Source organism: Roseiconus lacunae (assembly GCF_008312935.1).
Taxonomy (GTDB): Bacteria; Planctomycetota; Planctomycetia; order Pirellulales; family Pirellulaceae; genus Stieleria; species Stieleria lacunae.
The window spans coordinates 1-23385 of sequence record NZ_VSZO01000003.1 but is presented as its reverse complement, the minus strand read 5'-3'; the positions used below and the strand labels follow the sequence as shown (position 1 = coordinate 23385).

Sequence of the window (23385 nt, the reverse complement as noted above, 5' to 3'; positions counted from 1 at the left end):
CGGTCTACTTGATCGCGTAAAGCCGGTCGCCTCGACGGATCAGCAGATACGGCGATGCGGGTGCAGCAGCGTAAAGGACCTTGCCGCTACCAAAACGCGACTCCTCCGCATCGGCTTTCCAGCAGCGATTTTCAGCCACCTCTTCGCCATCGGTAAGTGAGATCACCGACGTCGTTCCCTTGTATCCGAACAAGTAGATTAAATCACCGGCGACCAAAGGTGTGGCCCAGATTCCTCCCGCACTCGTGCGATCGACCGAGACACGTTCGCCCGTTTCTAAATCAAGGCGATACAGAACGCCGGCTCGGTTAACGATCGCCGCGGTATCTCCCGCCACCACGGGACTGCCGAAACTGGACGTCGCCTTCTTTGCTTGCCACTTGTAACCGACAACGAAACTTCCGTCGTCTTTTGGAGCGATCTCGATCAAACCATTCGACGCGGCGGCAACTCCGGCAGTCGTCTCACCGCGTCCATCAGAGGCTCCGATCAAGAAACGTCCATTCCCAGCCGGCATCGGCGTGCATGACGTGTTGTTTGAAACGCCATCGAAGGACCAAAGTCGTTCGCCATTGGCCGGGTTGATTCCAATAATTTTGCCACTCGCGCTGCACACTAAGTGCTGCGAATCACCTACGCTGATCAACCGTGGTGAAGCCCAAGATGTCGCTCCAACTCCGGCGGCCTTCCAAACTTCGTCACCGGTCTTGGGGTCGATCGCCAGAACATATGGATCGTCGCTGCGTTCGACCCAGACAAACACATGCTTGTCATTCGCTTCCAACGATGCCGCCAATCCATGCCGGGCTTCGATGGGACCGTACTGCTCGACAAGGTTCTTTTCCCAAGTCGTTTTCCCATCCGCCGAGATCGCGGCTATCACTCCGCCTTCGAAAAACGCCACAAACCCGTTCGACGTCGCAATCGCCGAAGGAGCGGCACGGCTGACCATTGGAGAATTCTTAAAAGGAGACGGGTTCGTCAAATCGACTTGCCAGCGTTTCTTTCCGTCCGCCAAATTAAATGACGTGACGTGATAGTTGTCCTTGTTTTCGCCACTGGTCGAAGTCACAACGACTTGGTCGTCCGCGACGATCGGCGTGGATTGACCATACCCTTCGATTTCTGACGTCCATGCGATGTTTTTATCGGGAGCCCACTCCCGTGGCAGCTTAACCTCAGTTTGCTGGGCGGCGTTCAAGAACCTGCCCCAGGTCGGTTCGCCGGCAACAACCGACTTCAAATCAGCATCCCAAATCGCCGATCCAACGATCGATGCCGCCCCAAAGACCAGGCTCAGGCAGTTGGAGCGTAGACGGTGACTTCGAATTAGCTTCTGTACGGTATTCGGATATTTCACGTGGTTCATGATTGTTTCAAATTTTATCTTCGTCAACGTTGCCGGCGCTTTCCGGCCTCTCCAATGACAGGGCTCCGGAGGACGATCCGGCAAATTTCTACAATGACAAAGTTTAGCTCACTAAGTCTAAGAGACAGGTCTGGGCATCACATGCCCAAAATACGATTCGGCGCGTCCCAATCAAGAAGAAAGACCAGCGCTCACGATTGAAATTGAAATCGGCTGGCTACTGACCAAGGCAAACGCGAAGCACCAAGGAGACGTCGCTTTCAGGTCATTGCTGGCTCAACCGGCTCGGATATCCTCCCGCCCAACGACACACCGCGTTGCTGACGAGGTAAGTCAAGGTTTCCGAAAATCGCCGGTTACTGCCCAGGATTGTAGCAAGGCTCGTTCGCATTGCCACAGCGTCAGTCATCCATTCGGTCCGGATGCCCACATCAATCTCGGGCCAATGGGCATCGGCGCTTCTCCGCGAACGGACGTATGCCGTCTGCCTTCGACCAGACGGCGTCGACGACCTGACCAATCAAACCAGGGTTAGCGATCGATCGCACCGTTCAACACTTTCGAGGGCACATCATTCTTTCACGGAATAGTCGCGGCAGTGGGGACAACTCTTTTCCTTGCCCCACGCGACGCTCTGCTTGACGTCTTCCCAAATCGACATGCTGGGGACATAGATCCGATCTCCGGGCATCAGCTGGTAATTCGTAGTCACATCTCCCAGCTGCAGTATCTGCTGGTAGCACACCGGATAGATCGCCCGTTCTTGCCCGTCAGCCTGCGGACGAGTTAATATGATTTTGTGATCATTGCAACGGTCGGTCAAACCACCAGCGGCAATGATCGCGTCAAGGACTGTTTCATGACCGACCAAGGGATAGGATCCCGGTGCATTGACCTCGCCCATGACATAGAACAGTGCACTTTCATTATTCACCAACCGAACTGTGACGCCATAGTCCTCTTGCCCCGCCGACTCATTTGGCATCCCCGACGCGTTGCCGCGATGGGACGCAAGTTCGATTTGACGTTGTCGTTTTGCCAGCTCTGTTCGCGTGACAACGTTCTGAACCTGCGACTGAATTTCTTCGGCGGATAACCCGGCAACTTTCAAGCGACCATAACTGCCCAGCTCAATCGTGCCGTCTTGCTGAACCGTTTGATCGGAAGACAAGCGGATCGGTGAATTGAAATCGTTCGGCTCAATCACTAACACATCCCCGGCCTCGACACGATGTGATGGCAAACTCTGCTTGGCAAGTTCCGTCGGAATTGTGCCTGGATGGCCAGCTAGCTGGCGACGCTGACTTGCCGCGGTCAGAAGCGGATGGCCCCCGGCCGAAACCGGCAGGCCGAGTGATGCGGCTGTTCGGCATCCCACCTGACTGAAACCTATCACGATCAATAACAAGGCGATCGCGAACGAACGCACGCTACAACTGGTAATCATTTCTCGATCCATCTTTGATCTACTTACTATCGTCGTTGTTGTTTGCTTTTCAGTTCGGCCAGACCGGTCACGGTCGATCCGAAACTATTCGCCAAAAAGAACTTGACCGCGTTTTGGCCAAGCTGCTTCCCCGTTTGCAATCGCAAGACAGGGCGGCTAGCCGTTCCCCCGACGTGAACATTCACCACTCGATCCTTCAGCAGTTCGTTTGCTTTGACGATCAACGCCACCGGTGCCGGGGCGGCGAGCATTAACGGCGAATCAAGCAACGAAACGAGTTGATCCGTCGGACTATCCGAACTGGTACTCGCGACGACATCCAAGTCCAACTTCTGATTGAAGTTCGCTTTTCCGGTCACCATGACCTGGACGTTGCTTTGATACACCGCGACTTCTTCGATATGTACGATGCCCCCACCGATACGTCCGTAGGCGATCGCACCGTCTTGTCCCTTTCCCGGTGTCGGTGCTGACAGCGAAACCATCCTCGGTAGCTGATCGAGAACCGGAAACTGCAACGCCTCGATGTTCGACATTTCAAAGTCATACGTGCCGACGAAGTCGTTGATCGATCGAGCATGCTTTGCCCGCAGCGAAACCTCTCCGTCGATGATGCCCGATCCGATCGAACCGCGTTGCATTAACTTCGATAAATCGACGCGTTGGACCTGCACCGACGTGACCATGTCCAGACTTCTAGTGTATCGTCCCTCCGTCGCGATACGGACAGTACCCCCGCCGACCGACAAACGTCCCGCCCGACACTGCCAACGTGCCGTCGTGCTGGTGGGGCGAAAGCTCCAATCAATCGGAAACGTCGCTTGACGAACGCCGACTCCCGCAGCCACTAAGTGATCTAATTGCACGTCTGCGTGTCCGGTGATTACCGGCCCAATGCGGCTTCGCAGTCGCAATGTTGCGGAACCAGAAATATCATTGACACCAACCGCCGACGCCGCCCGTCGCAGATTAACACGGCTCACCACACAATCGAAATAGCCAGACGGAACAGCTCCGATTGTGAGCATGCCCGTTCCGTTAATTCGTCCATCCGCGAATCGCCCTTGGAGACGATTCAGCTCGATCCGATCGCGGTGAATGACCGCATCCAAAGAACAGATCTGCGAAAGCCCGACACCCTGATAGCGTAAATTTTCAAGCGATCCTGACACTCGGCAAAGGTGACGCCCATCTAACGAACTTGCATCACGCACACACTCCCCCGATACACTGCCGCCAACCCGGCGAAGTTCCCGGCTGAGTCTGAATGTGGATGCAACTTGATCCAAAGCCAAACCGACTAACTTGACTCTCCCAACCACAGGAGCTTGTTCGATCACCATCGTCGGCTGCGAAGCAAACTCGATTAGTTGGTCAAGCCTCGTGCTCATGCTTCCCGTAAATCGACCGTACAACACGCTACCGTCAACCTCCGCGAGCACCGCTTGCTCACTCAACGTGACCGTCGCTCGATCAAGCTGCAGTGGAATTTGCTCGATCGACACTTGTTTCGTTTCCACCCAAGCTTGCCCGGTTAGTTCCTCCAAACTTGCCAGCGACGTCACCGAAAAACCACCCTGTAAAACCCCCGTCGATGCCAACGTTTGCCCAGAGATCGCGACGAGCGCGGGGACGTCAATTTCTGAAAACTTTCCTTGGACTTGGGTCGTCGTCCAATCGAGTTGATTCATGTCAGCGGTGATCCGAAAATTCCCACCCAGGAAATCATCTGACCCTGTCTCCAGCGACAAACCTTCCGGGGTTAAGCTCCAACTCAATCGCGCGTCACCGATGTCACTGCGCGCATACGTCGCATCTGCAAGTTTCGCCTCACCGGCTGCGATCGCTGTGAACGTTCCTTTCCCCGGACTGGTATGCAATTCGAAGGTCCCGTCGATCGCTGCACTGCCGGACAAAGGCAATGGCGTCTGAGAAAACCTCGAAACAATCGCACTGACTTCTTGCAATAAGATGGAATCAACTGCAAACGTTCCCTCGACTCGAACATCGTCTCCAATATCACCATCGATCGATAAGGACGCATTTGAAGTTCGCCATCGAAGGTTGACCGGGGGCGCTGTGACCGCTCCACGGCTAATCTCGATTTCCCATGCGATATCCGAAAGCTTTTCCCCGACCAGCCTCACCTCAGTCGATTGGATGCCGGCCGTGACGTTCCAATCTGATGCCCGCGCTACATGCTCGAGCGGACAACGTGCCAAAACATGCGTTTCCAACCTACCTCGAGGATCGAGAGACTCTAGACCGAATCGCCGAATCACCGATTCAGTAGGCTGCACCAGACAGTACAGTTCCGTTGCAAGTTTCGCTTCACCGACGAGGGCAACTTGAGCTGCCGGCCGAAGTTGCGCGACCAACTCTGCTTCTGGATCTCGGATCGAAATCGGATCACTATGGATCGTCGCGATGCCTTGGTCGAGATGACAACGAATCGACGTCTCGTCCAAAGCAAAATCAAATGCGGAAACCTTTGCGAGGTGCACCCCAGCCTTCGCTACCAATGTTTCTATTCGAGTCACGGTCTGAAGCGGGATTTCAAAATCCAAACCGCCAGACACAGCGCCGGACACCTCCGGCATACCAACGCCGACGGCAAGCTCATTTAGTTCGAACGCGGCTATATTCACACCGCCTTTCATTGCACCATCGAGGGCGGCAAAATCGTCAAACGGAGCTGTCCCATGCACTTCAGAGTTGAATGAAATCGAGGGCAGCTTGATCGACGCGATCTGGTTATTGCTTGATTCGACCGTCGATTGCCCAGAAAACTTGAGCTGTCTTCCGACCATTTCCACCGATGCATGCGCGACGGCCTCGACAACCGAACCCAGCTTTGGAATTTTCGCCAATGCGGGAAAGTCGGTAGCCAAGACTTGTGCCATCTCGTTTGCAGCATCGCCAAGGCCAAAGGGCTCCATTCGAAGATCGACCGTTACCCTCGGGTTTATGGCTTTCCAATCTGCCTCGGATCGGATCGAAAATCGACTCCCGAATGGATTAGCCGTTAGCTTCGCACGCGCCATTCGATCGACAAACTTTGACTCAAGCAAAGCTTCGTCACAGAGGACGCCGAAACGCTCGGTTGTGACATCGGTTATCCGAAGGACACACTCAACTTGCTGATCTAATAGGTCCGCTTCGAGGGGTGGATGGAGACTGTGAACTTTAAGATCAACGTTAGCATATGATGGCTCGGCGTTAATCGACTCAGGCACGAATGGAAGCTTGGCAAGCGTTTGTGTCTCTAACCGAATCCCGGTCAAATCGACCCAGCTTTGCCCTGAAAAATCCTTGGCGTCAAAATCCCCTCCGGCTGCAAGCTCACCACCGAAAAGCCTTCCGATCCGACAACGGGCCTGAATGCGGTCCGCACACCTGACAAAAAGGTCAACTTGATCAACGACCAAAGTCTGTTTGCCAATCTGATGGATCGCGAGCGAAGCTTCTTTGACAATGACGTTGTGAACCGGGATCGTGCCGATTGCCGCACTTTCCGAGCTTTCTGATTCCGGGAAAACACTCAATAGCTTCCCATCACGATCGAAGCGCAGATGGCCTTTGGGTTGGTCAATGACAACTAATTCAACCCAAACACCTTCACGAAACCCTCTCCCGAACGAAGGAACAACGCTGACGCGATCGACAGTGACTTGGTATTCCCCTGCTACCGAGGGCTCCTCAATACTAAGTCCCGTGACCGTCCATCGATGCCAATTGATTTCTACCGATGCGATTTCTACTCGCGTGCCGAGGGCGTAGCTCGCACCATGCTCGGCGACGAATCGCACAATCGAGTTTCTCGCCGCCACCGTCAGTAGCATCAACAAACAGCAGCCAACGGCGCAGCGTCGAAGGCAGCGGAAAAATGAAATGCGAAATTTTGATCGCAACCGGTGCAACACAGTTACCTCGGCGACCGAGCAACGATCGTCAGGTACTCATTTATTGTGCATCGAGAGTGGGCGATGCGGCGAGACGTTGCATTTGAATGCAACATGGCGTGATCCAGAACAAGTCGGTGAAAGTTAAAACGTCCGACATGCGTTTATCAATTTAACGAGCATCATCGAAAGAGCAGAGTTCTTCACGCATCGTTTTTTGCCAGTGGTCGCCCGACTGACGACTCGCCATGCCGTCGTATTGTCGATAACGGAGCCGAAACGGGCACAACGGCGATCGCGAAGTTTGCTTTCCGCGTGTTTTCCATAGGGGACCGATAATGCTCCGTCTAGACCAAATGTTTGGGTTCGGCTCATCAGTCGACCGGTGCTGGCCCCGGTTATTGCACAAAAAACCGGGGATTACGCCGGGCGGCTATTCCTGATTTCAAAGGTTGACGAAGCCCTAGCGAAACAAAGCGACCGCTGCTGACCTGTCACTCGGGCAGCTGAACTTTGGGCCCATCCGTCGGTTCAACCAAAACAAAGGAACCTGCACTTCCGCCGTTAATCTGAACGCTCGCGCGATCTTGTCCGTTTGCTCGCGACAAAGCGATCGCGCCTCCTTTGCCATACGCTTCGATCAACGCCTGACTCGATTTTTGGTCGTTAATTAAATGGAGAATCGCGCGTTGATCGTTTGCAACCAAGGCAACTTCTGATCCCGCGCCGTACATCCGAAGCTGAACGTTGTCGGTTCCAAGTGTTCGAAAGGCCCCCCTTATCTTTCCATCATTCCCGACCAACTGGAATTCTTTCGCACGAACAACCTCCGGCGTCTCCGCGGTATGAGTTGCCGCGACTGCCGAAAAGAGAACCACACTGACGAGGGCTCCCAAACCGATTCGACGCCAAACCCGAGCCTCTCTTTCGAGATCAGAAAGGCGCCGTTCGAGATACTGCTGCGATGACATTTGGGACCCTTTTAAGAGGACAATCGAATCAAATCCTAAACGCTACTATGCGAGTTGGACACCATCATTAAACCACCACATCAGCCGGTTGTCTCGCAATGATTCTCCCTCAAGTCTAAGATCAACATATTTTTTCGATGAGAACGATGATTAAGCAAAAATGATCCCATCAGAACAAAGCATTAGCTCATAAATTAGTTGACTTGGCTCCTACAAATCCAACCGCCAAGCTTGAAAATCTGCAAACCAAGCTGAGTGAAATGAATCGAAAAACAAGCATCACTGCGGACTAATCACCCATTGCCGATGAAAGATAGCTAAAACAACGCATCACGAACCGACTACCCAATGGGACGCAAAAACCGGCGTCTATCGCGTTTTATTCCTCCGCCGCTTTATGACATTCTCCCACCACCGGTCAAAGATCCGCTGCGCAAACATAGTCTGTACTCCACAGATCACGGTCGCTGCAAAGAAGCTCAGTGTACGGGTGACGCCCTGCAGCGGTGTCCCCAGTGAGAACCCGACGTGATGCAGTAATTGATCTACTGGAAGCACGAACAATCCGAACAAACCTCCAGAAGCAATGGCTCTACAAGCGACCACTTCCCGTGAAGCCTGAATCTTGACTAGCCAAAGCGAAATCGATGACACCGGAACCGCGATCAAGGCGAACAGTATCACTGGTCCCAGTAAACGCATCGGCTCATTTTTCGTATCAGCAACGACCGAATCGATACCATGGTAGTAACAAATGAACACCCCGAGACCGGCAACCGCACCAAAAATGAACAATACGATCTGTAGAAGATAGTGGATCCCTGATTCCACCGGAGCACTTTCCGTGCAGGTCGGCTCGTACGGATTGTTAGACTTGTGGTCGATACGCGTAAGTTCAGCCAAAACAACGCCCCAAAATTGCAAAGTTCATGGTGCATGCATTCCAGAGTCCAATTCCAATGACACAACAATGACTCGATTTCCGTGAGATGAACAAACGCAGTTCATCAATGCGATGGATACATCATACCAAGTCCGTGACTTACAACGGTGTTGAACATGCATGAGAGACAGACAATCGCTCCAGAATCCATACCAAAAACGTTCGCTTTTCGATAAGTGGGCTAGCGCCGTACTTCAATTCGGAACAAAGAAATAACCTACCTCCGGACCACATCAGTGACGGTTGCGGCACTACGATTCCCAATGCTATTGAGCGAGTCCCGAAGCAACACGCTGCACGCGCACACGAATCTAGCAAAGGCCCAATCTTCTGCCGCTGAATCTCTAGCATGTAGTCATCGCAGCTCGACAACGTATCAACGCTGCTTATCGCCTTGTGCCAACAACATGTTGAACGTATGTCCGGATCATCTCGTTCGGCTCACCACTTACCCACACAACGTCAAACTTTGAACCATCCAATCGAGTGACGGGATTCGCTAAACTTCCTGAAAACGGTTCGTAGCTCCAGTCCACCGATACGTACTTGGAAAGCTGACGTTTCACCTCACCATTATCGCTAAACTCACCGCGTGAAGTGTAGCCGCCCGAAAAGATCATCGGCCGGCTTGAATCGCGAACGCTGACCAAATCATCCCAATCTGTCGGCCACTGATCACCGTTCACTTGCATGTAAGCAACGAGTAATGTCCCGGTATCCCACGCCGCGTATGCCTCCGGAAGACTTCGGTACGTATGAATGGCTGTGTACACGGCAAAAGAAATACCGAGTACGATCACAATCAGTAGTACGGTTCGGATTGCTCCCTGCTTGGACATCCCCAATTCCGGTGGCGAAAGATGACGACGATCACTCGTACGCTTCACACAACTTGACTGGGCGGTCCGTCGTAACCCCGGTGGCTCTACAATGCACGCGGCAGTCGGTGGAGACAGTTGAACCCACGAAGCAAATAGAGAACAGATCGCCTGACTTATCCGACAGATTCGGCACGTTGAAATTAAATTCGAATTTCGTTGTGAGCAAGCTCGTAAGTGAGTCTAAATTCATCCACCGATTCGACAAGCCTGGGCCCCAACCCGCGGTCAATTTCATACAGAACTCTCTTTCACGGTAGGGCGAGTCTTCAATTCCATCCTTCGTACTTTTCGTATCCTCCGTGGGTTCCGAGCCCCAGCGGTGCTCAATTCCATTGCGATTCGGTGAAGGTCACGCGGTCGGGGCGAGGGCTTAGTTAACCCAATAGACTTAATGCCGCGGCTCACTTGCTCGGCACGGTCACTCATCCATAATTGGATCCGTGCCATTTAGACGATCCCAGCATACCCACGGCTGCGCAAGTGCCTCCGTCTGAAAAATCTTCAGGTCCGCCTCCGCAGGAAAATTTTTTAACGGTTTCCATATGGGGAGCCGCGGTGAATTGGGCTCAAGGTCCGGACGGAAGCAGACATCAACCCTCCAATCTGCACGCGCATCTGAAACGAGCAAGTTGCGAACGATACTACAAACCAGGTAGTTCTCGTCAGATACGCCCACGACAAGACGGCGTTCCTCCCCATCCACACGGCAAGGAGAGCTAATCGCATTTGGAAGCGTATAAAACGTTCGGTTCTCCATGTGCAAGTCAGATGCAATTTCCTCGTGCTCCAATCGCGACTGGGCGTATCCAATGGCAACGTATACCAGCCAAACTGCCAACAAAGCCAGCGGAACGATCGACAATCGTAAACGCCCTAGCATCGCACTACCCACCGTTAATAATATGGTTCAGTGTAACCGCGCAAAGTATCTCAATTCGCTAACGAATCAAGTAGAGTGATGCGCAGTGGGCGGTGTTTTGTCTACCAAAGCCATTCTTTGGCTGCGAATGACGCAGCCCCCAGGCGCCAAGAACTTATAATCACAAACCAAAATGGCAGCTCCGTCCCAATATGGCAATCCGTCACTCAAGTTTAAGTAATCGGCGATTGCGTACCCTGATAAAACCATGGTTTCAAACGACGCAACAGAGTGGCAACCCCCAAAAACACCACGGTGTGGAATACGACTCGGACGCAGAAAAGTGTTGCCGCAGGAGCAATCCCAGAACCGTAAGAATGCACCTCGGGATTGTACATCCCTCCGAACATGAGCGAATCGATCAAGAAAAAAAGTTCCCAGCCGATTGCCGCAGAAAAGCATCCTGCAAAGGCTACCTGAAAGCTTGTGTACGCAGTAAACCGACGTTCGATCAGTCGTATCAGAAAAATCGCACAGACGCTCATCACAGCAAGTAGCGAAAAAAACGAAAGCAGATAAACCATTCTGTTACTCCGATAGAGGATTGACCTAACTAAGGCCTAAACGACTGGACGGCGTCCGTGCCCCAAAACACGCCGCAATGTTCATGAGTCACGAGACCGAAAATCGTCGGTGAGGATCGGGCGACAAGTGACGCCCCACATCCCAACACTGGACTTGGACACCCGCCCCACATCCTTTCGCTCTACATTCTACACGACATTCGGCGGTCGGTAGAAACAGTCGAAACATACGGGAAACGGAACACACAAAGAACCAATTACTTGACTTTGTCCTGTAGCTTGGCAACGTTTTGATCGGTTAGCAGCTACATCTTCGACATACAAGATTCGTGTAGGTCGCCAATGGCAAGCCCTACAATCGCTGTCAGCCTGATGAAATTACTCCCCAACAACTTAGCTCCAGAAGGTGTGAATCACGACCAAATTTGCACCATCGTCGACAGTCACCTCAGCGTGCATCGCGCCATTCCCTGGTTCAACATTGTAAACCCGAAACCTCCCTTTGATGACCGGATTCAGTTTAGACGTTCCCGGTAAACGGTTGAGCCACGAATTCAGGTCGTCAGACGGTGCATTGAATTGAATAGTGAATTCACGAGTGAAAGGTCCACCCCTTGTTTCAACATGCAAACAAGCCGCAGTCTCTGGAAGCGCGGACATTCTCGCCCATTTTTGTGCGGCCTCAAGTCCGTTCGCCGTTACCCATGCTCGATACAACACGCCCCCCGAAATGACAACACCACCGAAAAAGACAGCGAAGATAACGAGCGTTTTTGTCATGACACGTCGAGAATTCACGAAGGGCGTCTCCTGGGTAAAAAGTACAATCCGCACATGAAACAACCCTGACAAACAACGAAATATGCAGCAGCCGAAAGTGACCGAGGAAGCTGGTGCGCTACAACCAGCAAAGCCTCAAACGTTGTCGTGACGAGCAAAGCCGATGCGTAGTACCGATCCTCCGTTTCCACCGAAAAGCGTTCACTAAGGCAGACTGACAGTCGGCACCATCGAGGCACGATTGATGCTCTACTTCGAAAACTACGCAAGCCTCCGTTCCCCGCAGGGCAGACGACCGGGCATTGATCATGAGGGAGCGGTCTCTGGCGAGCAACAATTTCGATCATCGGCCAACCATTATACCCCAATCTCTCAGATACCTCGGACTCCGCTGCTTCCATCTTGGGCCCAGGTATTGTTGCCCTAAAAGCATTCCCATTGCTACCGATGGCATGCATAGACAGAGTCTGCATGCGAATAGCCAGGAAGCATCACACCACCTTCATATTGCATCCCCACCTTTTCTGCGACGCGAATCGATCGTCGGTTTTCGGGGTCAATGATTGCAATTAAGCGATTCAATCCGAGATCAATGTAAGAATAGTCCCGAACCGCAATCGCGGATTCTGTTGCATACCCGAAACCCCAATGCTTCCGTGCGAAACGGTACCCAACCTCTACTTCCGGTTGACCATTGATGCTGGGAAACCAAGTCAGCCCGCAGTATCCGATTGGCAACCCTGATGGCTTGAATGTGACGACCCAGAGCCCGTACCCGTGTTCGCGGTAGCTGTGATTCATCTGCGTGATCCACGAAACAACCCATCTATCCGATTTTGGGCCATCACCATATCGCATAACTTCGGCATCACCGAAAACCGCTCGCATTGCAACAACATCGTCGGGTAGAGCATGCCGAAGCGTTAATCGTTCCGATTCAGTGACGACCATCGATTCAGTCTGGAAATGATGCGAATCAGCGGGACCAAGCGAGCGACTGTTTAACGACAGCAACTCACAGCCTCCGTTGCAATCTATGCCCCTGCGTTTTGGCATTGCTTAACCAGTCTACCGAAATAGGCAAGCACCAAAAATTCGATCACGATTGCGGAAATGACACTTAGTAGATGGGCGATGACATTGTAGATCAAAGGAGTATCCCAGTCCCTAATCAACGCGGTCGCGTAGAAATGAAAAAAAGGAAATGTCACGACGCCAGCTAAACAGAACGACCAACATGATGGGCGAACAAAACGGCCGATGGTTAGGGCGCGTACCGTAACATACGGAATAAGAGCAAAGATCAATTGCGGCAGCCATATACCAGCGAAGTCCTCCAAAACACCGGCAAACACTTGAGGCACCTCGGTGAGGCCCGAAACAACGGCAACGAGCAAGCAAAAACCCACGAAATAAAACATTGAGAATAGGAGAGCCTGCAGGAGTAAATGCTGGTCCCGAAATCGAATCCGCTCCGAGGCGATCGGTGCCAATGCTGATGGAGAGTACGGATTACAGCGACTCATGATCAATCACCCATTAACTTTGCAATGCGACGCAGAACGGAACAACGACGATGGGCGAATCGCCTCTAAAAGCTCGGCTCCGCAACTTCGCTCCATGCATGTCTTTAGCACATCCTATCACTAAGCCTAAAGCGATTCGGATAGTGAGCCAAAATCGGCGTGTGGCCCCTCGGTATGCGACACGCTACCCACCGTTGTGAATTACGGGGACTCGCGGTGGAACAAGGGGACGAACAAGGTACCAGTAGACAGCGAAGACAGCCGTTGACCCAATGAGCGATGCGACAAAGACAATCGAAACAAATTCCAACTCAAATGTGAACAATGCACCGCGCAAGGATTCCCCAATGCGTATGCCAAAATTTTTGGTGCAAGCGATTCAGTCCAATCTCTCTTCGCCAATTTAGGGAAACTTTTACCCATTGAATTCACAATGCAGTAGTATCCGGTGAAGCCACCAACACCACCGATAAACGCGCCGGCGATTGAAACATACGCGACATGCGGAGACAGTGGATTCGGAATCGCGAGACCAATACGAACGACAAAAGCGGCGGTGAATGAACCGACAGCAACAATCACGAGCCCGACCGTCCATTTCGCGATGGCCTTGAATTTGCGACGTAGGCTCGCACTGGCATCCAGCCTCCGCTTCCATCGCAACTCGGTAGGATTATCGATTTCAAGCATGGATCGTAACTGCGTGGCTTCCTGGTGATCCTGCCGAAACCAGGTACGAGCGACTAACTTCGATTCCAGTTGCGGCAAATGATCCGGCTCACGCCTTTGCGGTATAGTAATTTTTGATGAGCATTGAACTCAACTTAATCCGCTGCATAGGAATGAGTGATTTTTCCATCCGTGATGACAATATTAACGCCGAGGTCGGCCCAGTCTTCGTGAGCATATGATACATCAACTTCGCCCTTGGAAACCAGCCAAGAAACATCGATTCCCATCAGATCCTTTTTCCCGTTCCAATCACACCAACCTTCGAGATGCTTCTCGATCTCGTCATCGATTTCAGACCTTAAGTCCACAAGCCATTTCGCGACCTTGGGCAGTTCTGGCAATAGAGAAGTGTCAAAGACGGGGTTGTCGGTAAGGGAATAGTCGATATCGCCACTAGAAAACTCCCACCACAGAAACTCACTATTCCAAGTGACATCGATGTCTCCACAACGGACTGCGGGAACGGGCTTTGCTTTCTTATTGATCGAAAATGGCCACACGGGATGTCCTAAATACTAGGTGGTCGGTTGCAAAAATTGCACACCAAGGGGAATTAATGGTCCATCCGGGAAGTTCGTGGATTCGGTAGAATTCTCTGCGAAGACAAACCACCGTGCAAGACAACGAACTCTATCAGCAAATCTTGGGATCCAGCTCGCCTTGGTGTGTGAGCGACGTCGAACTTGTGGCCCATCCGAGGTTTCCGTGAGCGGGAGAGCCAGATCGCAGCATGGGCTCAGCAAAGCGGGGCCGCCCCTTTCGCCCCTTTGTCGCATCAGCCCAATGGACGCGCACGCTGGACCAATGCGACGGCGAGGCGAAGAGGGCTCAGGAAAACACTTGAAACACGGTTCTCTTGCTGCCTTCGTCGGAGCCGTCTATCGGTCGCTCCCACCCTCAAATGGAGCGGATGATGGCTGGCAGAGACGAATGGCATTAGCTTCCTTTGTTGGTGGTGCTTGAAGGAAGGAGGGCACCCGCCAGCTCCGTTACCACAAATCCTCATCACCCAACGTCGCGTCCTAAGGTGCACGCGAATGTCCTATCTACTCGGCATCGCTGCGTGACCTGATATTCTCTTCCGGAGGTGGAGGCGCAATGAGGACTGCTACGTACGGGAGCCCCTCTTCGATCTTACCCCGTGTTTCTTTGCCAACAAGCAACCGCACCGGTCCAACAGCCCGATTGCCAGGCTCATCCGACAGCGTGATATTCGCCTCGCCACCGACTGGCGTCCAGCCAGCGACACGAACCAGCAAGCGACCGTTTTTCCGATGCGGAATGTCTCCTCCGACAGGGCAAAAGCCGTGCTCTCCTTTAAGACGACCATCCCATACGTGATTGTCAACTGTATCGTCCTCAAGCAGCCCATCACGAACAGGCACCCAGTCCGTGACGGCAAAGTACTCGGACTCACCGAGTTGTTTGAGCTGTTCCACAACCCAGGATTCAACGACAGGACCGCCCTGCTTAGGAGTGCGAGAGGTAACAGGCACGACGACCTTGACGAACACTTGGTTGAACTGTCGCCGCGCGGTCGGGTCCGGCATGGCGTCCTGCGCGGGCAACTCAGAAGTGATCGCAACAATCATACTGAAGACCAAATGACAAACGAAACTAGGACGGTTCATTTGGATCTCACTATATATTTGTTATTGGTAGAACGTCGAACATCACGGGGCACGGAAAGTGATCTAACCATTGCGAAGAACGCCGCCAGCCGTTCCGCCGTACATGACATTGTTCCGCCTCATTGTACGGACAGAGTGTAACATTCGCTGCCCACCCATCATCGCTAGATGGCCGATTGGCAAAAAACGAGTGGGCGATGGCGTAAAGACGGTACGTTCGCCCAACAGGAAACCAACGGGAAATCGTGTGTTTACGACAGACGTGTCCCAGTCGTAGCGTCGCCGAAGTGGGTATTCCAAAGTCGGTTGGTGAATACGCGAGCGACAGTTCGAAAGGGGCAAGCCACATGGCGTTTGCACGCTGATCGGAATAAAACGCGCGCGTCACCAAAGTAATATCGATGGTCGCCGCAATGCGATTGAACAAAATCAGTGCCGTCGCACCAATACTCATGATGTGAAGTGTTCGGCCTGCGTCTCAAAACCCGCCGATCAGAAATTCCGTCGCCCTGCGTAAGGCCTCGTGGTTGCCCGTGGCTTCATCGAACGATCCATGCGGACAGTCGTGCCATCGGTGAAGGATTCGCGAGAACTCCTCATCTGCATTGAGACTATCTTTCATTCGGCAATCATCGTGATTCGGAGTCTCCATGATCAGATGGCTGAACGTTTGCGATAACCGAGTCGCGGCGATCGATTCTCAATTGTCAAGAACGGTATCTCCGCGACTTCGGATCCGTGTGTGGGTCTGCCGTTCTTCGTTTCTGAACAAGCCTCCGAAGGACCATACGATTAAGATAATCAATGGCAGAAAGTAGACATAGGCAATCACCAGTGGATGGAGCCGGAACAAGGCGTAGGCGAGGCACGCAGGCATAAGCAAGAAGGCCGAGATGACCAAATTAGAACGCGATACATTCGCCGTCCACAGTGCAAGAGAAGTGACCGCAATCGTCGCCAACGCACACAGCAGGACATTCAGGCCAAGCTTGTCTTTTGAGTAATCGTGAAAGGTCAATTTCTCATCTCTAGAAAAATCGTAGCGCATGTGATTCACCGGAAATCCCCCAACGACCGGCCCTATCTTCGGCATAGGTCCCGCTGGAAATAACTCCGCGGTTTCTTGTTCCATAGCCTGGGCATCGTAGTAATGCGGGATATTGGCCCAATATGCCCAAGCCACCCACAGTACGAATAATGACGCAGCAAGAACTAGACGAAAACGCTTGGACAGATTTACCATGCACGACTCCTCCATTGGCAGAACGATGGCGTTCTCCCGGTGCTATCGGGCAATCGTGCCGGGTAGCTGGCAAAGTACTGCCCGATGCCACTCGATGTGCTACGCAGGGTTCTTCCTACATTCACCCAGTCGCCCCCGGAGGCTGATAAGGATTTTCTAAATGCAGTTGATTGGCTTCAGGCGTATCTTGCAAAGATGCTGAAACGTTAGAACGGTTTGCCTGCCTTAGTACGAGTATACGAAAAATAAAAAGAGCAATTGCAATCACAACGAATAAGAGGAACGCGCCCAATCCATAAAGCAATGGACCGAGCGTCAAATTTGCACCGTCAACGGTCAGAGCATGCAATCCATTTTTTGTCATTTTGGTAGGGTTCGCATCTGCCCACACTCGCCGAATCCGCCATTTCTCTTGTATCTCGAAAAATGAAAACTGAATTGTCAGCGGGGTAAAGCCGAGAATCACCAGGGCCTTGCAGGACCTGCGAATCCAAGGATTCTGAACAACTGTGAGAGCGATTAGAGACCCGATCGCACACCAGATTGCACATGGATACATCCAAGAATATGAATTATTCCTTGACGACTCCCAAATCTGTCCAAATGCATCCAATTTCGACGATCCTCTTCAGTCAGCTTTCACTAGGACGAACGGTGGCGAACATGCGGTCGCCGCGAGAAATCCTCCACTTCAAAAACCACGACTCGGCAACTCAGTGCGCAACCGCTGATTCAAGTAAGCCGCTACGCGGCGGTTGATTTTGGTAAGCAATCCTGTTGGAAGGAGTGGTTCACGTTGAACCGCTCTGCACACTCCTTCGATCAGGACCTTACGATGTCCAAGTCTAACAATCGCAGATCTCATTCGCAAAATGATCCTCAGCGTGGTGCCTACTTTCCTGAAAAACTACGCCAGAAACTCAGCGAAGACCTCCAGCTTTCCGGAATGTCCCAGCGGACGCATCATGGCTACATCCGCGCCATCCGGCAGCTCTCTGACTTGGCTAAGAAGTCCCCCGACAAGATCACTGAACATCAACTTCGACAGTTCTTCTTACACCTCAAGAATGACCGTGGCTTTGCCTACGCGTGGTCGCTGTCACCTTCGATCCGATGCTGCTGCCACGCGGACCACTGCAAGTCGACTTCAAAAAGGGCAATGGATGATCGACAAAATGCCCACGACCGTGAAAAAGCTAACGTCATCGGGGAGGCGAACAGGATCGGTTCGCGCACACACGAGTCATACGCACCGGAACCGCCAAGAATCAAGTTGGTCAGATAAGTTGATCGCCGCCCTAAAGCGACCAGCGATGAGACGCTTCCAATTCTCGCAGCACAGCAAGCTAATCGAGATGACAAAATGGGATCCGCAAGAAGCAACCAATAAAAGCGAATCTCAAGCGTGAAGCGACGGCCCAAAGAAGATCAACGGGCTTCTTGAACAGAGGACTTAAGCTTCGGCTCGCATGCTCGCGAAGTCAAATCCTTACTGGTTATCCGTTTCCAGACGCTGGAGGAATATCGCTAAAAGACGATCAGTTTACCTTCCCCAATCACGTCGTCGAGGGAAAGCCCGCTGTAGGAAGACACTCCAGGCGGCGTCTTCGGGAGACTCGGCAGCCTCCCTGTCCAACCGCACGGAATATGCCCCTTCTTGAAGCAGCGTTCAAATCTGGAGATTGCAAACGAGTTCCGCGGCGGAATACCGTACCCACGAGACAGAGCGATCATCATCAAGTCCTTAGTGAGTCGAAACACTAGGTCGGTGCCGATTTCAAACTTAACAGGGATGTCGAATGCATCAAGCTGCTGACGAATCTTCTTCGCGGGTCTAAACTTGGAAACAATGGCGTCGGCTGCTCGAACGTTCGCATTCCATCGTCGATTAAACCAATCTTTGCCAAGCTTCTCTCGCATTAAGTTTGCTTGAAAATTGCTCGCCGCCAGGCACACTTGCCCATACATCGGGGCGTCGCTGCGCTTGACAACTTGTTTCGCGGTCTTGGCTTGCACAACCTCGTCAGTCCAAACGGGCTTACCCATGGACTGCAGGAATGCACTCCCCATCAGTTTTTCGATTGAGTTCGTTGCTTTCTCTCTGTCAAATTCGTGCATAATTTCCCGTGCGCTCAAGGTTAGTCCGATAAAGAATCCATGTAAGTCCGAGGTTTGATGGGTGGGAGTCATTCGTCGTTAAACTGGCGACTCGGACCCGTGATGCAGGCAGCTTGGAACTGCCTGTCACATTCGCTCCACCCACCAAAACCAAGGACTCTTTGACAATGAAAATTCTCGCCCTTGACCTCGGAAAATTCAACTCCGTTTGTTGTCTTTACGACTCAAATACTCGAAACACCAAATTTCTCACCACCCCCACCAAACGCGAGCAGCTACAGAGCATCTTCGAAAACGAAGGCAAGCTCACCGAACTCGTCGTCATGGAATCCTGCGGGCCATCAGGCTGGATCAATGATCTCGCCGTCTCACTGGGACTCAGCACCCTGGTCTGCTCGACCAACGAAGAGGCTTGGCGATGGGCGAACGTTAAACGAAAAACTGACAAGGATGACGCCCTCAACCCGAGTGTGTGAGTGCCGAAACAAGTTGACACCGAACCATCGATCAAGGAACCGTCAGTCACACCTGACGGCAAGCTGGTTCGGACACGTCGCCCTAAAGAATGCACCACACCGCCGGAAGTCAGCTTGCTGCTCACTGACGTCCATCGTCAAAGAAGCCTCCAGGCAAGCACTATCCAACACGGCAAGATGACCCAACTTGGATCGTTGAACCGTGCAAGGACCACTGAGGAAACGCAGTCCGCCGCGCGTGGATCTCAACGAAGTTCAAATGCGTTGACACCTCGAATAGTCGCTTAACCATCATCCTTGTCGCACTGTCACGACAGAGCAACGTTAAGCACTTACCGAACAAGCTCACTCACGAAGACACCGCAAACTAACAATCGATCATGCAATAACAAAACCAACAAAACGGCGGCCCCGCCACTTGCACAACTCGGACTTCATAGTCGACTTGCAAGCAGACGAGAAACCACGGCTCCCGTCCTCTGTTGCATCACATGGTTCTGCCTTTCCTGTCGATTGTGAAATCCCCCGTCATAAGGTTTTCGCGTCGAATGCGACACGCACGCCAGGCATGCTGAGCACACTCGCGGACCACACACCAAAAGGAATCCCAAGTATGACGAAAGGGCTCAAGACCGGTATGCAAGCGAGCAAAGCCCCAGTGTACGCTAGCCGACGGCCGCGCAGCGAACGCATTGACCTTGCACCAAGCACGATCGCGATGAGACATGGGAACTGAATTGTGACAATCAGTATTTCTAGCGGCGACAATGCTAACGACCTTCCGAGAACAAAGGACCACGCGAGTAGCGCAGGCGCAAATGCTGCGTTGACGAGCGACAACACTAGCAGCGCGGCGGCGGGGCGTGCAAGCAATTCCATCGCCTTACGTTCGCGCTCCGATAGCGCGTCATTCGGGACGGTGACCGGTGACGAGTAAGGATTTGGCATGCAAGGACTGGCTTAAAACTCGCAATGGCAGAACGCTACGCGTAACCGGGCGCGCGCGAAAGATTCTCAATTCCAAAAACGCTGGCTCGCGTGCTCCGGTTCACGCGATTGTTATCCGCCGTCGAAATCCCGGTGGCCTGGTCAATCACTGACCGTGTTAATCCGTTCGAGCGTGTAAACAATGTCTGTCGATTTCGTGGTGCTGCTTGTCCAGTGACGAGATGATCCCTGGCTCAGCACCAGTGTGTCGTTCGTGAGTGCCAAGTTGCAAAATACCCGACCGGCTGATCCGTTCAACTTAAACGTAAGTTCTACGGAAAATGGATCATCATCTGACCATTTCCATGCGTACCGCCAATTCGGCGTATCCTTGAAAGGGTCGGTACGATCACGGAGATGAAAACCAAATTTCATACGCGTGCCACCAATAATATTCTCAGTCGGCTTTGAACCTGGAAACGTCTCTAGCGTTCCATTCCCAATGACCCATTTGGCCCCCGTGACATGCTCTGAATCCAACATGGTTTCACCGCTTGAGATTGAGACGATGGACCACTCACCGCGAACTTCCTTCTTCATCCGCTCGACAGCAATCTGCGGATCAACCGCGTAGCAAGGCATCGCAATGGCGAACGCCAGTAAACCGACGCCAGCCACAAATATTACTTCGGCCATTTGTGTATTCCTTTACTCGATTCGGATAACGGCACGGATCACGCGGTCGCCGTGAACGATTCTCCATTGTCAGTCCGCCCGATTCGCCGACTCGAGTGCACATACTCTTAGGTGCAAGTGAATCAAAAAGAGTGGAAAATGACTTCTCCCGATGTAGAACACGAGCGAAATCATGACGATTTGCTCACCGCTGTTTTGGGTCGTCATGGGAGATCCGGAGATCACCATGCGACAATACATGCGAGAGAAGTCACATGAATTCTAACCAACCCAACGACCTGAAAGCAACAAAATCGGTTGCCTCAACTCAGGCAGCCTCTACTGCTTCGTCAATCGTCAACATCGCCTTCGACGTCAGCAGCAACTCGCTTGACTGGGCCATGGAGCTTTCCTCCCGAATGGCTACCGGTCAGTGTACCAACTCCAGCAGCGAGATCCGCGAGGCCTTGAACGCCATCGCTCAGCAAGCGGCCGATGATGGGCACCAGCGAGTCCGCGTGGCTACACCAGCGTGAAGGCTATCGCTGCCTATTCGACGCGTCATCACAGTCCATACGCGATGTTGGCGCGTCAACCAAGTCGCTTAAAGGATGCAAGCTCGGGTACTTCGGTGTCTTGCATACTTGGGGACGCGATCCGATGGTCTATCATCCGCACGTGCACTACATCATCCCCGGTGGTGGAGTGAAAGTTGATGAGCAAGGCAATGCGATCGCGTGGCAAAACACACCGGCGGGCTTCTTGTTCCATCACAAGACACTGATCCGAGTTTACAAAGCGAAGCTTGCTGACGAGCTTCGCGGTTGTGGGCTTTATCATGCGGTGCCAAGTGATGCGTGGAAGAAAGACTTCGTCGTGCACATCGAAACGGTGGGCAATGGCTGGAGTTCACTTCGTTACCTCGCTCCCTACATCCATCGTGTCGCGATCAGTGACAAACGGATCGTGTCGGTCAACGACAAATCGGTCTCCTACAAAGTCACCCCAACGAAAACGAAGCAGACGGAGGTGCGTAGTGTTGCGGGGGTGAAGTTCGTTGCGGGATTCGCCCAGCACATCTTGCCGAGCCGCTTCCAAAAGGTTCGGCACTATGGCTGGATGAGTGCCAATTCGTCGATCCGTCTCGACGAGATCCAGTTGTTGATCTGGATGCAGTTGGGCTGGGTGTACTGGTTGGCGAGCGGTCATGCGAAGCAGCCTGAACCGTTGACGAGTCATCCGCACTGCAAGCACTGTGGAAGCCGACTGCGCGTGGTCGCAGTCACCTTCGACCCGATGCTGCTGCCGCGCGGACCACCGCAAATCGACTTCAAAAAGGGCAACGGTCGATCGACAGAATGCCTACGACTGTGAAAAAGCAAACGTCATCGGGGAGGCGAACAGGATCGGTTCGCGCACACACGAGTCATACGCACCGGAACCGCCAAGAATCAAGTTGGTCAGATAAGTTGATCGCCGCCCTAAAGCGACCAGCGATGAGACGCTTCCAATTCTCGCAGCACAGCACGCTAATCGAGACGGCAAAAAGGGATCCGCAGGAAGTAACCAATAAAAGCGAATCTCAAGCATGAAGCGACGGCCCAAAGAAGATCAACGGGCTTCTTGAACAGAGGACTTGAGCTTCGGCTCGCATGCTCGCGAAGTCAAATCCTTACTGGTTACCCGCGATTTAGATCGGCAGCTGGAACGTGAGCCGTTCGGCAGGTCCGGAACTTAGCGGGCGAGATGCCAAAACTTTTCGAGATCGATTATGTAGAGCGGTTCAAAGCCCCATGTCAATTTATCTTCGCCCTTATACTGATATGGTAGCGCCTGCAACACCCGAAGTTTCGTACGCACATCAGGTGCATGGCTGTGCTGGTATGTGGTTTGGAACTCAATTCTGCGCGTGCCCGAATCTGAACGGAAACGGTGTAGAACGAATGGGGCTGTATATGGCCAATCGTTGGACTTTTCCTTGCCTGGGTCTAATCTCAGCTCGGTTCGAATTTCGTATACATCCTTCTTTGATGGCTGAAACGTAACAGTAAATGTGTCGTGGTGGCCAAACCCCGATCCATATACGATCGAGAAAACGCCAGGATTGTCGTCTATCCATTTCGGCGTCACCTCAATCTCTTCTGCCCGTGCGACGAAGGTCGCGGTCACCGCAAAAAGTAGTAAACTTAAACGAAATGTCATGAGCATTTCCATGTGTCCATCGGGTAAAGAATCCATGTAAGTCCGAGGTTTGATGGGTGGGAGTCATTCGTCGTTAAACTGGCGACTCGGACCCGTGATGCAGGCAGCTTGGAACTGCC

General features: G+C 52.6%; 20 protein-coding genes and 1 pseudogene. 4 read left to right on the top strand and 17 right to left on the bottom strand.

Going from position 1 to position 23385, the window contains the following annotated elements:
- Positions 1 to 4 precede the first annotated feature (4 nt).
- The 14 genes from FYC48_RS07890 to FYC48_RS07830 form a co-directional block, all read right to left on the bottom strand.
- Positions 5 to 1369, bottom strand: coding sequence for an outer membrane protein assembly factor BamB family protein (locus tag FYC48_RS07890; RefSeq protein WP_149496168.1), 1365 nt, complete (start codon positions 1367 to 1369; stop codon positions 5 to 7).
- Between the two features lie 571 nt (positions 1370 to 1940).
- Positions 1941 to 2828, bottom strand: a complete 888-nt coding sequence (locus FYC48_RS07885; protein WP_149496167.1) for a polysaccharide biosynthesis/export family protein — start codon at positions 2826 to 2828, stop codon at positions 1941 to 1943.
- A 14-nt stretch (positions 2829 to 2842) separates the two neighbouring features.
- The gene (locus tag FYC48_RS07880; RefSeq protein WP_149496166.1) at positions 2843 to 6658 is read right to left on the bottom strand and encodes an AsmA-like C-terminal region-containing protein; all 3816 of its coding nucleotides are present in this window, start codon (positions 6656 to 6658) and stop codon (positions 2843 to 2845) included.
- Positions 6659 to 7212: 554 nt separating this feature from the next.
- Positions 7213 to 7689 (bottom strand): hypothetical protein, encoded by a 477-nt coding sequence (locus FYC48_RS07875; RefSeq protein WP_149496165.1) that lies wholly within the window; start codon positions 7687 to 7689, stop codon positions 7213 to 7215.
- Positions 7690 to 8058: 369 nt separating this feature from the next.
- The gene (locus tag FYC48_RS07870; protein ID WP_149496164.1) at positions 8059 to 8592 is read right to left on the bottom strand and encodes a hypothetical protein; all 534 of its coding nucleotides are present in this window, start codon (positions 8590 to 8592) and stop codon (positions 8059 to 8061) included.
- A 426-nt stretch (positions 8593 to 9018) separates the two neighbouring features.
- Positions 9019 to 9471, bottom strand: coding sequence for a hypothetical protein (locus FYC48_RS07865; RefSeq protein WP_149496163.1), 453 nt, complete (start codon positions 9469 to 9471; stop codon positions 9019 to 9021).
- Between the two features lie 1134 nt (positions 9472 to 10605).
- Positions 10606 to 10956 carry a hypothetical protein gene (locus FYC48_RS27640; RefSeq protein WP_160149386.1) on the bottom strand — a complete coding sequence of 117 codons (351 nt, stop codon included), beginning with the start codon at positions 10954 to 10956 and terminating at the stop codon, positions 10606 to 10608.
- Positions 10957 to 11349: 393 nt separating this feature from the next.
- Positions 11350 to 11736, bottom strand: coding sequence for a hypothetical protein (locus tag FYC48_RS07855; RefSeq protein WP_149496161.1), 387 nt, complete (start codon positions 11734 to 11736; stop codon positions 11350 to 11352).
- A gap of 441 nt (positions 11737 to 12177) precedes the next feature.
- Positions 12178 to 12687: a GNAT family N-acetyltransferase gene (locus FYC48_RS07850; RefSeq protein WP_149496160.1), complete on the bottom strand. Its 510-nt coding sequence runs from the start codon at positions 12685 to 12687 to the stop codon at positions 12178 to 12180.
- Between the two features lie 83 nt (positions 12688 to 12770).
- Positions 12771 to 13262 carry a hypothetical protein gene (locus FYC48_RS07845; protein WP_149496159.1) on the bottom strand — a complete coding sequence of 164 codons (492 nt, stop codon included), beginning with the start codon at positions 13260 to 13262 and terminating at the stop codon, positions 12771 to 12773.
- Positions 13263 to 14086: 824 nt separating this feature from the next.
- Entirely contained in the window at positions 14087 to 14494 is a 408-nt protein-coding gene (locus FYC48_RS07840; protein ID WP_149496158.1) for a hypothetical protein, read from the bottom strand.
- Between the two features lie 546 nt (positions 14495 to 15040).
- On the bottom strand, positions 15041 to 15625 hold the full coding sequence (locus FYC48_RS07835; RefSeq protein WP_149496157.1) for a hypothetical protein: 585 nt from the start codon (positions 15623 to 15625) through the stop codon (positions 15041 to 15043).
- A gap of 700 nt (positions 15626 to 16325) precedes the next feature.
- Positions 16326 to 16868 carry a hypothetical protein gene (locus tag FYC48_RS27635; protein ID WP_160149385.1) on the bottom strand — a complete coding sequence of 181 codons (543 nt, stop codon included), beginning with the start codon at positions 16866 to 16868 and terminating at the stop codon, positions 16326 to 16328.
- A 121-nt stretch (positions 16869 to 16989) separates the two neighbouring features.
- The gene (locus tag FYC48_RS07830; protein WP_149496156.1) at positions 16990 to 17334 is read right to left on the bottom strand and encodes a hypothetical protein; all 345 of its coding nucleotides are present in this window, start codon (positions 17332 to 17334) and stop codon (positions 16990 to 16992) included.
- A gap of 369 nt (positions 17335 to 17703) precedes the next feature.
- On the opposite strand from FYC48_RS07830, the gene FYC48_RS07825 reads away from it, so the two are divergent.
- Positions 17704 to 18153: a phage integrase N-terminal SAM-like domain-containing protein gene (locus FYC48_RS07825; protein WP_149496155.1), complete on the top strand. Its 450-nt coding sequence runs from the start codon at positions 17704 to 17706 to the stop codon at positions 18151 to 18153.
- A 242-nt stretch (positions 18154 to 18395) separates the two neighbouring features.
- Here FYC48_RS07825 and FYC48_RS07820 read toward each other — a convergent pair whose 3' ends face one another.
- On the bottom strand, positions 18396 to 18986 hold the full coding sequence (locus FYC48_RS07820) for a hypothetical protein (protein WP_149496154.1): 591 nt from the start codon (positions 18984 to 18986) through the stop codon (positions 18396 to 18398).
- 167 nt (positions 18987 to 19153) lie between these two features.
- Here FYC48_RS07820 and FYC48_RS07815 point away from each other — a divergent pair, with 167 nt between their 5' ends.
- On the top strand, positions 19154 to 19462 hold the full coding sequence (locus tag FYC48_RS07815) for an IS110 family transposase (protein ID WP_149496153.1): 309 nt from the start codon (positions 19154 to 19156) through the stop codon (positions 19460 to 19462).
- A gap of 1089 nt (positions 19463 to 20551) precedes the next feature.
- Here FYC48_RS07815 and FYC48_RS07810 read toward each other — a convergent pair.
- Complete coding sequence (locus tag FYC48_RS07810) at positions 20552 to 21085, bottom strand: hypothetical protein (protein ID WP_149496152.1); 534 nt, start codon at positions 21083 to 21085, stop codon at positions 20552 to 20554.
- 254 nt (positions 21086 to 21339) lie between these two features.
- Between FYC48_RS07810 and FYC48_RS27630 the strand changes: the two genes are divergently transcribed.
- Both FYC48_RS27630 and FYC48_RS07805 read left to right on the top strand, forming a co-directional pair.
- Entirely contained in the window at positions 21340 to 21600 is a 261-nt protein-coding gene (locus FYC48_RS27630; protein WP_160149384.1) for a hypothetical protein, read from the top strand.
- Positions 21590 to 22438: pseudogene (locus FYC48_RS07805) on the top strand (IS91 family transposase); the annotation flags it as partial. The gene FYC48_RS27630 and the pseudogene FYC48_RS07805, both read left to right, overlap by 11 nt.
- Positions 22439 to 22798: 360 nt before the next feature.
- Here FYC48_RS07805 and FYC48_RS07800 read toward each other — a convergent pair.
- Positions 22799 to 23302, bottom strand: coding sequence for a hypothetical protein (locus FYC48_RS07800; protein WP_149496150.1), 504 nt, complete (start codon positions 23300 to 23302; stop codon positions 22799 to 22801).
- Between the last annotated feature and the right edge of the window lie 83 nt (positions 23303 to 23385).